At 69.1% G+C, this 13,461-nt stretch carries 10 protein-coding genes and 1 pseudogene; 9 read left to right on the top strand and 2 right to left on the bottom strand.

What is annotated here, in order from left to right:
• The first annotated feature begins 147 nt into the window (after positions 1 to 147).
• From OG841_RS47805 to OG841_RS47775, 7 genes are all read left to right on the top strand, one after another.
• The gene (locus OG841_RS47805) at positions 148 to 1,791 is read left to right on the top strand and encodes an FtsK/SpoIIIE domain-containing protein (protein WP_371571310.1); all 1,644 of its coding nucleotides are present in this window, start codon (positions 148 to 150) and stop codon (positions 1,789 to 1,791) included.
• 211 nt (positions 1,792 to 2,002) lie between these two features.
• Positions 2,003 to 2,965: a C40 family peptidase gene (locus OG841_RS47800; protein WP_331724782.1), complete on the top strand. Its 963-nt coding sequence runs from the start codon at positions 2,003 to 2,005 to the stop codon at positions 2,963 to 2,965.
• 3 nt (positions 2,966 to 2,968) lie between these two features.
• Complete coding sequence (locus OG841_RS47795) at positions 2,969 to 3,244, top strand: hypothetical protein (protein ID WP_331724781.1); 276 nt, start codon at positions 2,969 to 2,971, stop codon at positions 3,242 to 3,244.
• 6 nt (positions 3,245 to 3,250) lie between these two features.
• Positions 3,251 to 4,543 carry a hypothetical protein gene (locus OG841_RS47790; RefSeq protein ID WP_331724780.1) on the top strand — a complete coding sequence of 431 codons (1,293 nt, stop codon included), beginning with the start codon at positions 3,251 to 3,253 and terminating at the stop codon, positions 4,541 to 4,543.
• A 93-nt stretch (positions 4,544 to 4,636) separates the two neighbouring features.
• A complete protein-coding gene (locus OG841_RS47785; protein WP_331724779.1) occupies positions 4,637 to 5,710 on the top strand; it encodes a hypothetical protein in 1,074 nt (357 codons plus the stop codon).
• On the top strand, positions 5,707 to 7,881 hold the full coding sequence (locus OG841_RS47780; protein WP_331724778.1) for a hypothetical protein: 2,175 nt from the start codon (positions 5,707 to 5,709) through the stop codon (positions 7,879 to 7,881). The genes OG841_RS47785 and OG841_RS47780 overlap by 4 nt, the downstream gene beginning before the upstream one ends.
• Before the next feature lie 630 nt (positions 7,882 to 8,511).
• On the top strand, positions 8,512 to 8,946 hold the full coding sequence (locus OG841_RS47775) for an RRQRL motif-containing zinc-binding protein (protein ID WP_371571356.1): 435 nt from the start codon (positions 8,512 to 8,514) through the stop codon (positions 8,944 to 8,946).
• Positions 8,947 to 8,954: 8 nt separating this feature from the next.
• Here the strand turns inward: OG841_RS47775 and OG841_RS47770 are convergent, their stop codons facing one another.
• Together OG841_RS47770 and OG841_RS47765 are read right to left on the bottom strand one after the other, a co-directional pair.
• Complete coding sequence (locus OG841_RS47770; RefSeq protein ID WP_371571353.1) at positions 8,955 to 11,711, bottom strand: tetratricopeptide repeat protein; 2,757 nt, start codon at positions 11,709 to 11,711, stop codon at positions 8,955 to 8,957.
• 108 nt (positions 11,712 to 11,819) lie between these two features.
• Positions 11,820 to 12,029 (bottom strand): annotated as a pseudogene (locus OG841_RS47765) (helix-turn-helix domain-containing protein); the annotation flags it as partial.
• A 97-nt stretch (positions 12,030 to 12,126) separates the two neighbouring features.
• On the opposite strand from OG841_RS47765, the gene OG841_RS47760 reads away from it, so the two are divergent.
• Positions 12,127 to 12,384: a hypothetical protein gene (locus OG841_RS47760; protein WP_331724775.1), complete on the top strand. Its 258-nt coding sequence runs from the start codon at positions 12,127 to 12,129 to the stop codon at positions 12,382 to 12,384.
• 248 nt (positions 12,385 to 12,632) lie between these two features.
• Positions 12,633 to 13,331, top strand: coding sequence for a hypothetical protein (locus OG841_RS47755; RefSeq protein ID WP_331724774.1), 699 nt, complete (start codon positions 12,633 to 12,635; stop codon positions 13,329 to 13,331).
• Positions 13,332 to 13,461 lie beyond the last annotated feature (130 nt).

Genomic DNA, 13,461 nt, shown 5'->3' with positions numbered 1-13,461 from the left:
GGAACCCAAAACACCGCAGTCGAGCGCGGTGCAGACCCGGCCAGCAGACCCGGCGAGCGGCACAGCCGCAGACCCGGCGAGCAGACCCCGGCGCGCACCGCACCACCCCGACAGCCCCGCATGCCTGCGATCACGAAAGGAGGGGATGTGGGAACCAGAAAAGCCCAGAAATCCCAGGTCAGCGAGGACACCTACGGGCAGGCGGCGGGCGCGATCGGCGTCCTGGCCATCGTGTTCGGTGTCCTCGCGGCCATCAAGGACAAGCTCGGTCTGTCGTGGCCAGCCACCGTCCTGCTGACCGCCGGAGTGCTGGTCGGCCTGGCCTATGCGGCCTGGCAGCTGCGTACCCGTCTGAAGCGGTGGCTGGCGAGCGAGTTGAAGCCCGCGGCTGCTTTGAATCAGGAGGCGGCGCCCGCCACCGCGGTGATCGGGGGCGACCAGGCCGCCGCACAGGCCGCCGTGGCGCACCCCCAGCTGACCGCGGCCCTCATCAAGGCCGGAGCGATCAGCAAAGACGAGATCGTCCGGGACGATGAGGTCCGCATCGAGCCGCTGCCCGGCGTCGGCACCTTCTACGACTTCCTCGTTCCCGAGGGGAAGACGTACGCGCACGTCGAGCGACGTCTGGGAGAAGTGGCCGGCATGTTCGGCAAGACCAGGCTGCACACCAAGATGGAGCGCAGCCGGGACAACGAGCGCCGGGTACGCCTGCTGGTGCTCGACGAGCCGCCGTTCACCCGCCCGTTCATCGTGCCCGCCCGGCATGAGATCGAGTCGTTTGCCGGGGTTCCCTTCGGTCACGACGTCACCGGTCAGCTGACGGGCGCGAGGACCTTCAACAAGGCATCGCTGCTGGTCGCGGGCATGACGCAGACCGGCAAGACCACCCTGATCAACGGGTTGATCACCTGTCTGCTGATCGCGTACGGCGAGTTCGACCTGTATCTGCTCGACGGGAAGTTCTGCGGGCTGACGCAATTCGAGAAAGTCGCCGTCCGGTACGAGGCGTCCGATGATCCGGACGTGTACGAGGACATGGTCGACACGCTGAACACCCGTGCGGACCGGAGGTATGAGCGCCTCCAGGAGGCGAAAAGGAACCGTCAGCCCGAACCCCAGTTCAAGCCGGTGTTCTTCATCGTTGATGAAGCGGCAGACTTCTTCGCCCACGACGGAACCAACGCCGGCAAGGATAACGCCGGACGGATCGCTGAAAAGTCGCGGTCGCTGGTCTCCAAGTGCCTGGAGTCCGGGATCTCCGTGGTGATGCTGACGCAGCGTCCGTCACAGAATGCGATTCCTGTCATGGTGAGGGACCAGTTCCTTTACCGACTGTGCCTCTACGTGGCATCGGAAGGAACCGCAAAGGTCGCCCTCGGTGACACGTACTTCGACACGATCGCCCCGATCAATCCGGCACTCCTGGACCCGGACATCAAGGGACAAGGCGTGCTGTTTGCTCACGGGGTGTCCACTCTCATCCGAGGCTTCAACTTCGCGGATGAGTTCATGTGGGAGATCGTCGACGAGGTGTATGACCGTCAGCAGAAGGTGATCGACACAGGTCCTCCGTCTCCGATCAAGCAGGCAATCGAGCTGATGCGGAATGCGGGTGCCGAGTTCATGCCCACGGCTGATCTCGCTCCGGCTCTCGGGATCACGGAAAGCGATCCTGCTGAACGCGGAAAGCAGCTGAGCCGTCTTCTCGGGGTTTCCGCAGACCGGAGCTCAAAGGGCGTGCGGGGCTACCGCCTGACCGATCTCACGGCCGCCGCTCTGTCCGATTCGTGACCGTCACCCGGCACCGCCGAACAGACCGCCAGGTCACCGCCACAACACCGTCACCCGGCCTGCCCGGGTGACGGTCAGCACCCTCTGGGTGGCGGTGGCCTGACGGTGCTCTGACGGTGCCGGGTGACGGTCCTGATCAGCGAAAACGATCACAACACCCCGGAAGGAGGGAGGAGGCCCCTTGCGTGCCTCTACAGCCGTTACCGCCGGCGTGGGCGCCACCGTGCTCGTTGCCGCGGCCGCTTGCCTGCAAGCGGTCGGCGACGACCCCGCCTCAACGCTGCTCAGCCTGTCCGTGCCCAGCCAGTACAAATCCCTGATCCAGGCCGCCGGAAACACCTGCCCGGCGGTCACGCCGAACCTGCTCGCCGCGCTCCTCACCCAGGAATCCAATTTCAATCCGAAGGCAAGATCTTCGGTCGGTGCGGAGGGCATCGCGCAGTTCATGCCGTCCACGTGGGAAGCCCACGGAATCGACGGCAACGGCGACGGAAAACGCGACGTCATGGATCCCGCTGACGCGATCCCCTCGGCAGCCAAGTACCTCTGCTCCATCGCCAAGGACGTCAAGAGCGTTCCGGGAGACCAGCAGTCCAACATGCTGGCCGCCTACAACGCCGGAAGCGGCGCCGTCCGCAAATACGGGGGAATACCCCCGTACAAAGAGACCCAGAATTACGTCAAATCGATTCAGGCGCTCGCCGCCCAGCCGTCCGGCGGGACGACATCGACGGTGCAGCAGGCCGCCATGGCCGTCAACGCGGCCTACGCGATGCTCGGCAAGCCCTATTCGTGGGGCGGCGGAAACGCCAGCGGTCCCAGCACCGGAATCTGCTGCTCACCCAACGGCAAGTCCGGGGCGAACATCACCGGATTCGACTGCTCCGGGCTCACCCTCTACGCCTACGCGAAGGCCGGGATCTCCCTGCCCCGCACAGCAGCCCAGCAGTACGCGGCCTCCGAGCCGGTAAAGCCGGAAGACGTCCGCACCGGCGATCTCGTCTTCTACGGAAAGACCGCCGCGGGAATTCACCACGTCGGCATTTACGTCGGCGGCGGCTACATGCTCAACGCCCCCCGCCCCGGCACCACGGTCCGCCTCGACTCCCTCAACGCGCTGACCGACCTGTACGCCCTCGCCCGCCCCACCCCGCAGCACCACAAGGAGATCTGACCCATGAACAAGTCCCTCTTCCTCGCCAAGCCGATCGACATGTCCACCGGCTTCAAGGACTTCTTCGACACCATCGGCCTGACCGGCGGCGGCCTGGTCACCAAGGGCATCGCCGCCGTCATCGTGGTCATCGCGCTGCGCATGCTGCTGCAGCTGTCCGGCGACCCGAAGGGCGCCCTCAGGAAGGGGTCGATGGCGATCGGCACGCTGTTCGTCGCGGTCGTCCTCGCCCTCTACGGCGACACCCTCTTCTCCACCGTCACCCAGGCCAAGGGCTGATCCGGCATGGCGGGCAAGAACGACAACTGCAGTCTGCTCACCGGCCAGGCCTTGGAGATCTGCGAATCGGAGGGCAACAAAGACAATCCTTGCCGCTACCTCACTCAACCGGTGCGAAAGCTCTGCGAGGAGGATCACAACCTCCCCTCCAGCGGCGGCACCGGCGGGGGCACCAGCCTCACCGACGGGGCCGCCGACAACGTCCAAAAGACCGCGGAGAGCCTCCTAAAGAAGATCAACGCGTTGGTCGCGCCGAAGGACGCGTGGGCGCCGAAGAGCGCGGACAGTGCCCTGTACGAGCCGTTCCTGTGGCTCGGTCAGCACCTGGCCGTCGCCATCTTCGTGTGCGTGATCGTCGTATGCGGCCTGACCGCCTGGCAGGGCGCACCGCGCCTGCGCCAGATGGGCACGTCGACCGGCTGGACCCTGGCGGCCGTCGCCGGTATGGCGGCGGTCCCGGGGGCGGTAATGATGCTGAACAAGGCCGTGAGCGCAGCGTTCACGGCCGCGTTCAACAGCAACGAGTCGACCCTGTTCAAGGTCATCGTGGAAGACATCCAGAACGGCGCGGACACCAACGTGCCGCTGACACGGCTCCTGCTGATCTCCGCCCTGGTGGTCGCGCTCGCCCCCGCCGGGCTGGTCTTCCTCACCCGCAACCTCGGCATCCTCGCGTTCGTGTGCATGGCTCCCCTCGTGCTGGCTTCGCTGGCCCGAGGGGGCGACACGACGGCCGTGAAGACGTGGGCGATGCGCCTGCTCGGGCTCATGCTCTGCCCGTTCGCCCTGCTCCTGGTCTCCCCGTTCGTCGCCCTCGCCCACGGCTCCCTCGTGGTCGACACCGTCCTCCTGCTCGCCGCGGACGCCCTGATGCTGCGCATGATCTTCCACGGGATCCCCTACTTCGGACCCCGGATCGCGCGCGGAGCCCGGACGTTTGTGGAACGGCGCACCGACAACCGGCTGGCCCACGCGGTCGTCCGGGCCGGTGCCCCGGACATCTACGAGCGGGAGAACGCCCGCCGGCCGCGCCGCATCATCGACACCCCAGGCCGGGCCGCGCACCAGGACCGCGGGGTCCTGCTCGCCGCGTATGGCGTGAGGCAGCAGCGGCGGCCGGGACGGCTGACCACCCAGTCCGCCGTCAGCGAGGCGAACCGGGACGCCGACCGCCGCAGTCGAGTGCGCGCCGCCTACAACCTCCCCGGCCGACAGCAGCGCAACCCGGACGCCAACGGCGGCCAGACCCCAGCCACTTCCCCGCCGCCAGCGCCCCGTCGGCGACGGCCCACCCCGTAACGAGTCCAGCCGGGCCCGGCCCCTCCCCCCTGCATCGCTAGGGAGGGGCCGGGCCCGGCTCGGCTCACCCCCAGACTTCCGGAGGTTGTTCCGATGTACTCCCTGACACCCGGCTACCGCATCCCCGCCCTCCAGCGCGGACTGAGCCCGGCGGAGACTCTGCTGACACGGGTGAACGCCGGTGTCGGAAGCGCCGTCCTCGCGTCCGCGATGATCTCCCCGCCCCCCGTGTGGGCGTTCGGCGCGGTCGGCGCCGCCGCGGCCGCGCTCAACCTCGCCCCCGGCCCGCGCTCGATGGCCCGGTGGGCGACCGTCGGATACCGGCACCTGCGCGAGCGCACCGCACCCGCCTCCATGACCAACCAGCCCGGCGCCACCGCGACATGGGCCCTGTACCCGGGCCACGGCACCATGCAGGACGATGCGCGGCGCACCGCTTTCCACGACGCGTTCTCCAAGGCACTGACGTTCGCGGCCGGGCAGGCCCGCCAGGCGGGCGTCCAAGTGCACGTCACCCACCACGCCGCGGTCGGCGCGTACACCGACCACACCCAGACCCTCTCCGTGCACGTCCCCAAAGGACTGGCCGGCCAGCCCGACCGGATCCTGGCCACGCTGGAGGGCGAGTTCGCCCGCCTCGGCTCCCTCACCCCCCTCGACCCCGAACCGCTGCCCGTCGTTGTCGACCGCGGCCCCGGCTGGGTCGGCCTCGAGGACGGCCGGTACGCGGCCACCGCCCGCATCACCGGCTGGCCGGACGAGACCGGCGGCGACCTGATGGGCAAGCTCCTGCTCGACGACCAGGCAGAGCGCTCCTTCGCCGTGCTGTACCGGCCGCTTCCCGTGGCGGCGTCGCGCCGCTCCGCGAAGTGGCAGGAGGCGGCTTCCGAGGCGTTTACGGCCGACAAGGTCAAGCAGGACGCCAACGCCATCGCCAGCGGCACCCGACACGGTGCCCTCGTGCAAGGCGCCACCCTCGTCGACCTCGACGGCTACCTCACGGTGTGGGGCGACAGCCCCGAGGCCGTCACCGACACCCGCTGGCATGCATCCCTGGCCGCCGACCGGCACCGCATCCGCCTCGACTGGCTGCCCGGCCAGCAGCACCGCGCCCACGTGATGACCACCCCGCACGGAGCATCCACCCGGAAAGGGGCGATCCTGTGATCCGCCTGCCCTCCAACCACGCCGCGATCACCGCACCCCTCATCGCCTCCAACACCACCTTCCCCGGCATCCCGATCGGCCGCTCCCTGCTGGACGGCCGCGCCTTCCACCTCTCCCCCGTCCTGACCGACGCCGCGATCCTCCCCTCCACGAACTCGCTCGCGCTGGGAGGTCTCGGCTCCGGCAAGTCCACGACGGCCAAGACGAGGGCCCGCCGCGAGATCCTCGACAACGCCCACCAGTACGTCGTCATCGACTCCTTCGGCGAGGACGCGAGCGGCGAGTGGGCGCCGCTGGCCCGCTCGCTGGAGGGCCGAGTCATCGAGGCCGGCTCCTTCACCCTCAACCCGTGCAGCGAGCTGTTCCCGCGCGAGGTCCGCGAACAGCTGGTGCGCTCCCTGATCACCGCCGTCGAGCCGGGCGCCCTCACCGTCCAGGCCGCCCACGCCCTCCAGCACGCCCTCGCCCACCCGAAGGCAACCTCGCTCAACGGGCTGGTCGACGCGCTGGTGACGCCGCAGGACGGCCGCTGGCCGGCCGCCAAGCTGACCGAGTGGGGCGAGGGCCCGGCGATCGCCCTGTCCCGCTACACCGAAGGCTCACTGACCGGCCTGTTCGACGGCCAGGACGCCAGCCTCCCCGAAACCGACCTGCCCATCCTGACCTTCGACTTCAGCCGACTGGACCGCAACTCCCCGGCGATCCCCTCCCTGATGGCCGCGATCTCCTGCTGGGCTGAACACGTATGGCTGCCCCAGTCCACCGCCGTGCACCGCCACCTGGTCCTCGAAGAGGCCTGGCAAATCCTGCTGTCCCCGGCCACCAGCGAACTCATCCAGCGCCTGCTGAAGAACAGCCGCAAGGCCGCCCTGAGTCTGGACGTGGTGATGCACACCCTGTCCGACCTCGGACAGGGCAAGGCGCAAGACCTGGCCAAGCTGTGCGAGATCGCCCACGTCGGACGCCTCGGACCGGAGGAAGCCGCGATCGTCGGCGCCCTGCTGGGACTCCCCCAGTCGCTCATCGACATCATCCCCACCCTCGAACCCGGCCAGGCAGTGTGGAAGGTCGGCCCCGACTACATCGACGTCGTCCAGACGATCCTCACCGAAGACGAGATCACACTGACCGACACGTCGTCGCGGCGCCGGCGAGCACAACAGGCCGCTACCGAGGAACTGGCGCAGCAGGACCTGGCCGTGGAACAGGCCGCCACCGCCCTGGCGGAACCGGTCACGGCATCGAGCCGCGAAGAGACCGGCGCCGTCCACCCGACCGAGGACCTGCACGCCCCGTTCACCACCGCCAACGACACCTGGGACTGGGAGAGCCTGCCTCCGAACGTCATCGGCGACCTCACCCGGCACGAGCGCGTCCTCCAGGCCGCGCTCGAAGACCGGTTCAACGAAGCCTCCCAGCTCGCCGCTCTCTACGAGCGGGAGGACATCACCACCCACGGCCTCAACTCCGCCCAGACGCTTGCCTGGTTGGAGACCCGGGCACAGGTAGCCGATCTCAGTGGAGAGCCCGGACAGGCCATGCAACTGCGCGCTACGGTCGCCCGCATGGGCACTGACGACGCTGCATGGTTCGAGAAGACCGACGACGGCACGTCCCCGCAATGGCACCGCGGCCCCCAGCCGTACACACCCGAACCCCAGGCCGCCCCGCAGCCGCAACCGCGCCGGCGGACCTGGCCCTACGTCGCCGCGATCGCCGCCCTGGGCATCACGATCGCAGGCGTCTACCAGTACGCGGCCGACAATGAGAAGCAGCAGGAACGCCAGGCCAAAGCCGCCGCCTACAAGGGCCGATCCGGGGCAACCGTCCAGCTCGACGGCATCAGCACCGATCTCATCGCCCAGTGGAGCAGCGACCGGGAGCGGGTCGTCATCGAACTGCGCTCCTACTTCGACCGCAACGCGAAGTACCTGCGCATCGACGCCTCCGGCAAGAGCGCCTACACCACGCGGGGCAATGACCGCTGGTACCCCAAGACCCCCGAGCTCTCGCTCCCGGTCAAGGACCCGCTCGCGGACATCACCGTGAACATCGCGGTCGGCGGCAAGACATGGAAGGAGGGCGCCCGGGCGCAGTCCCGGACAATCCGGCTGTCCCCGACCGGCGTCGCCTACGACGGCGACACCGGCAAGCGACTTCCCTCCGACTAGATCCCATCCTGCCGCTGCGGGCCCGCACCCCTTTCACGGGGCGCGGGCCCGCAGCGTGTAGGGGCCCAACGGGCCCCCGGCTCCCACCACGCGCCGATCTCCGGGTGTTCCGCCTGGTCCTCGCCCTGCTCGCGTACAGCCGCGAGAGCGCGAAGTCCGGACAGGCTGCCCGGCCGCCCCGTTTCCCCGAGACAGAAGGAGATCGTGCGTTGGCGAAAGGCCCGACCGTCATAGGCATCCTCACGGAGCCCCCGGCCCCCACCTGGTGGCGAGCCAACCGGCACAAGGTGCTTCTCATCCTGGGCCTGCTAGCCGGCTACTACATCGGCACCCACATCGGCGACGCACCCGCGCCGCAGCAGCCGAACACCCCGCGCCCCGGGACACACCGCCCCCACCACGCCCGGCCCGCACAGCACGCACACGGCCTTCGGCACCGCCTGACCTTGCCGAACCCGCACCTCCCCCCCGCCACACCGTCTCTGTCGGGGGCGCGGTGCTGTCCACGACCTGCTGGAGGAGATCGCTCGTGCTCGTTCCCCGACGACGGATCGGCAGGCCCCGCCCGCACCGGCCCGGCCCCCGCTACTCGCACCGGCCCCGGCGGCTGCCCCGTGCCTGGTGGCGATGATGGGCGCCCCACAGCACGAAGGCGTCGACCTGGTCGACGTCGACCCGCACGATCCCGGCGACGGCTCCCTACCAGTCTTTAGGTGGAAGCAGGCCGGACACCAGAACCTGGCAACCCGCAGGCAGCTGCGGGAGATGGGGCTGCGTCCCGGCGGCCAGGATCCCGTCGCGCGGATCGAATGCCGCGGCGGCCAGCGCTTCGCCTGGCTGTACAGGATCGACCTGGCGAAACCGAAGCTGCCGATGACGCTCGCGAAAGAACTCGCGCTCGACAAGGCGATGGCCGCCCGGCAGACCTGCCCCCTCTGCGGCCGCCGCTACTTCCACTGCATCCCGCTGAAAACCCTCGGCAGTTGCCTGGAATGCCACGACGGCACCCCAGCCGCCCCCTCCAGCTACATCACCACCGCGGCCGCGCACCGGCTGGCCGCCTAACTCGAAGGTCAGCTGTGATCGCGCAAATAGGCAAGGTTGTGCCGTAGGACCTGGAGGTGCGGGTGATCGTCTCCTAGAGCCTCTGTCATTCGCTCCAGCAGTTGTGTGGTTGCGGCGATGGCTTCTGCTGTGTCCCCTGCTTGACCTCGCCAGTATGCGTAGCTGCCCCAGGCCGCGAATGTATCGGGATGATCCTCGCCGTTGAGTCGTTGCTGAGCAGCAAGGAGTTGCGCGTACGCTTCGGCAGCTCCGCTCACGTCCCCTGCCCGTCCCTGCCAGGTGGCGAGGTTGTTTCGGGTGGTGAGAGTGTCGGGGTGGTCGGGGCCCAGTACCCGGATCCGATCGGTGAGCAGGTCGGCGTACGCTTCGGCAGCTCCGCTCACGTCCCCTGCCCGTCCCTGCCAGGTGGCGAGGTTGTTTCGGGTGGTGAGGGTGTCGGGGTGGTCGGGGCCCAGTACCCGGATCCGATCGGTGAGCAGGTCGGTAAAGGCTTCGGCGGCTCCGGTGGCGTCTCCTGCTTCTCCCCTCCAACTGGCGAGGTTGCTTCGGGTGGTGAGGGTGGCGGGGTGGTTCGGGCCTAGTACCCGGATCATGTGTGTTAGGAGGTCGGCGTACGTTTCGGCGGCTCCGGTGGCGTCTCCTGCCTGTCCCTGCCAGGTGGCGAGGTTGCTTCGGGTGGTGAGGGTGTCGGGATGGTCGGGGCCTAGTACCCGGATCATGTGTGTTAGGAGGCCTGCGTACGGTTCGGCGGCTCCGGTGGCGTCTCCTGCCTGTCCCTGCCAGGTGGCGAGGTTGCTTCGGGTGATGAGGGTGTCGGGGTGGTCGGGGCCCAGTACCCGGATCCGATCGGTGAGCAGGTCGGTAAAGGCTTCGGCGGCTCCGGCGGCGTCTCCTGCCTCTCCCCTCCAACTGGCGAGGTTGCTTCGGGTGATGAGGGTGTCGGGATGGTCGGGGCCCAGTACCCGGATCCGATCGGTGAGCAGGTCGGTAAAGGCTTCGGCGGCTCCGGTGGCGTCTCCTGCCTGTCCCTGCCAGGTGGCGAGGTTGCTTCGGGTGGTGAGGGTGGCGGGGTGGTCGGGGCCCAGTGCCTGGATCAGATCGGTGAGCAGGTCGGCGTACGCTTCGGCGGCTCCGGCGGCGTCTCCTGCCTCTCCCCTCCAACTGGCGAGGTTGCTTCGGGTGGGGAGGGTGGCGGGGTGGTCGGGACCCAGTACCCGGATCATGTGTGTTAGGAGGTCGGCGTACGCTTTGGCCGCTCCGGCGGCGTCTCCCGCCTGTCCCTGCCAGGTGGCGAGGTTGCCTCGGGTGGTGAGGGTGTCGGGATGGTCGGGGCCGAGGTGACGGTGGGTCGTTTTGGTGAGGTACTGGAAGTGGTCGCGGGCGGCGGTGACCTGTCCTGCTTCGCCCAGGCTGTGGCCTGAGCGGTGCAGCACCCTGTGCGCGTTGGGCCGGTGCAGTTCGGCTTCCGTTTGTGCTGTGAGAGCGGTGGTGTTGGCGCGTAGGGCTTGGGCGAGTTGGGTGTCGCGTTCGATGTCGGGCCAGGCGTCGATCAGCGAGTCAGCTGCGGCGTGGGCGGTTTCGTACCTTTGATCAGGGGTGAGGGTGTCGCGGACGGCGTGCTGGAGAAGTTGGTGGACGCGTACGGCGGTCGCGGGTGTGTCGGGGGTGTAGGTAAGGAGGCTGAGCCGACGCAGTGCGCTGATCGCCCGTTCCACCTCCGCTGCCGAGACCGGTTCAACCTCCGCTGCCGACTTGGTTCTGCTCTCAGCTGGCTGATTGTCGGGCCGGGAAGTGCGGTGGTGTGCGAGGTAGGTGCGGGCGGGCCCGCTGGTTAGGACGGTGGCCGGGATGCCGTACGGATCGAGGCAGGCGGCGAGCTGGAGGAGGGGGCGGGCGAGGCCTTCGGGCTTGAGGGTGTCGGCGTGGTCAATGGACAGTGCCCATGCGGCGGCGACCGTGTGTGATTGCTGGTCGGGCAGCAGGTCGGGGGCGAGGTCGTGCAGCGCGGTCGCCCGGTCGGCGAGGGCCTGCCGGTACGCGCTGATGGTGCTGCCGGTGTCGGCGAGGTAGGCGGCAGCCTGTGACAGGGCGAGCGGCAGGTGGCCGAGGGCCGCGGCCAATGCTGCGAGGTCCTCGTCATGCGCGGTCCGTTCGTACGCGGCGAGGGCTTCGGAGAGATAGGCGATGGCCTGCCCGGGGGTGAACAGGCCGACCTGGAGGCGGTTTCGGCCGGGCCCGGTGAGCGCTGCGTCCTGGCGGCGGGTGGTGACCAGGGTGCGTCCCTGGGGGCTGGCCGGCGGCCACAGGTCGTTCATGTCCCCGGGGAGGGTGAGGTCATCCAGTACTACCAGCCACCGCAGTGGTGCAGCCGACCGTTTCGGGGCGAGCCACGCTAGGAAAGCGCGGGCGGCCTGCTCCGGATCTGCCAATCCACTCGCGCAGAGTTCACGGCCAGCCTGCGCGAGGCGGTCGATGATCGCTGGCCGTTCGGTGGCGGTCACCCACACCACCAGATCCACTGTCCCGTCGGCGAGCACCGTGCGGGCGTAGTCAGCGGCGAGCTGGGACTTGCCGACACCTCCCAGGCCGACCAGCGCACCCGCTACCGGGATCCTGCCCGCTGACCGGCCCTCGAGGACGGCGGTCCCGCCGTCCTCCAGCATTGCCCGCAACTGGTCGGCCTCTGCACGGTGCTGGAAAGCCAACGCGGCCGGAGGGATCGGCCCGACCAGCCGCGGCTCGGGCCCCGGACCGTCCCTGAGCACGCTGCTCGGTCCACCGCCAGGTTTGGGCGCGGGTCCAGGCGGCACTGCTTCATCCGCCACGTCCGCACTTCCCGCAGCTACATCACGGAGATCGAGCAGATCCTGGACATCGAGTTTCAGTACCGTCGCGAGCGCGGTGACCGTGTCCATGCTCGGCATCGGCCCGTCAGCACGAAAGAACTGCTGCACCGTCCCGCGGGAGACCTTCACTCGTCCCTGAGCAGTGCGTTCAGCTAACGCAGTCTTGGTCAGGCCGGCCGCGACCCTCGCCCGGTCAACTCGCTGACGCAACTGCGCCACAGCCTCTTCAGGCGTCATGCCCGCGCTCCCCCTGCGTCGTGCCCTCCGCCGTCCCATCACCGCGGTGTGTTCAGCATTGCACCGCATTGTTCAACACCGTCCACAGCGAACACCGGTGAACACCAAAACCGCGACCTTCATGTCCGTCGGCACTCCGGCCGGCCATACCGCGGAGGAACCCGTGCTCGCCACCGTCCTGCTCACCATCGCCCTCATCCTCGTCATCGCGCTCCTGGCCGCCGCCGGAGCAGCCAAGCTCGCCCGCCTAGACGGCGCCAGCTACCCCACCGCCCTCACCCGCGCCGCCATCGCCTTCACCGCCACCCTCACGCTCGCTGCCGCCATCGCCGCCGCCCTCGCAGCCCTCCGATGACCAACGACGGCGTATACGACCCACGGACTGCTCGGACGCAACGCCTGCCACCCGCACCGGACTTCAGCAACCCAGGCACTGACCCCCGCATCAACCCCGCTGATCATCCAAGCCGCGCCCCGCCAGAAACCCCTGGCGGGGCGCGGCGCTGTTCCCCAACGCGAGAAGGAGATCACTCGTGCTCGTTCCCCGACCGCGCCGCCGGATCGGCAGGCCCCACCCGCATCCGCGTCCTGTCCACCATCGCCATGCGCAACTACCGCCAGCTGCGGCTCGCGGTCGACCTGAGCCTGGTCGCCCTCGCCCTCCTTTCTCGTGGCCGCCGGTCCTGGTCTGACGGTCCTGCGTCCCCTCCCACCCCGCCGCCCGACGGCGAGGCGCGAGCGGGCGCAGGACCGGACAGCCCGGCCCGGCACAGCTGGAAGGGACTCGACATGCACGACACCCTCACCGCGACGCCCCGCCCATACGCGGCCGACTCGCCCGTGGCGCACCTGCTCGACATGGCGGAGGGCATCGGCCAGCCGACCGAGGACGAACAGTGCGAAGACGCCGTCACGGCCGCCGCGCACTACGTGTACAACGCCTACCCGGACACGCTCGGCACGGTGCTGGACGCCATGGACTGGACCGGCCACCCCGCCCTGCACTCCGCCGGCTTCGCCTTCGAGCCGGCCGCGACGGCCTGGCTGGACGGCGGGCTGTGGCTGCACCACACCCTGCGCATCAGCGAGGCCGACGGCGCCGTCGACGTGCTCACCCTGATCGTGCCGTGCACCTGCGGCCACGGCTACACCGACATCGTCCTCGACAGCGAGGACATGCTGATCGAGATCCTCGCCGAACTGCGGCCCACCCACGGCAAGTCCGTGCACGACGACAGCCACGATGACTGCCGCACCGTCCGGCCCGTCGCCCCGCTGGGCCGGCCGCTCGCGGCCATCTGAGGGCCCGACACCACACAGAACCCGGGGCGGCACTCCGGCTGACACAACACGGCGCCGCCGAGGACGACCTCGTCGACTGACGCCGGCGAAGCACTACTCAAGGCCGCACCTCACGAGATCACACAGCAAA

Source organism: Streptomyces canus, from assembly GCF_041435015.1.
In the GTDB taxonomy this organism is placed as follows: domain Bacteria; phylum Actinomycetota; class Actinomycetes; order Streptomycetales; family Streptomycetaceae; genus Streptomyces; species Streptomyces canus_G.
This window is presented reverse-complemented; position numbering and strand designations above follow the sequence as displayed.

Coding starts and splice junctions, on each gene's coding strand:
- OG841_RS47795 (WP_331724781.1), top strand. CDS start 2,969: ATGAACAAGTCCCTCTTCCTCGCCAAGCCGATCGACATGTCCACCGGC.
- OG841_RS47790 (WP_331724780.1), top strand. CDS start 3,251: ATGGCGGGCAAGAACGACAACTGCAGTCTGCTCACCGGCCAGGCCTTG.
- OG841_RS47785 (WP_331724779.1), top strand. CDS start 4,637: ATGTACTCCCTGACACCCGGCTACCGCATCCCCGCCCTCCAGCGCGGA.
- OG841_RS47775 (WP_371571356.1), top strand. CDS start 8,512: ATGGGCGCCCCACAGCACGAAGGCGTCGACCTGGTCGACGTCGACCCG.
- OG841_RS47755 (WP_331724774.1), top strand. CDS start 12,633: ATGCGCAACTACCGCCAGCTGCGGCTCGCGGTCGACCTGAGCCTGGTC.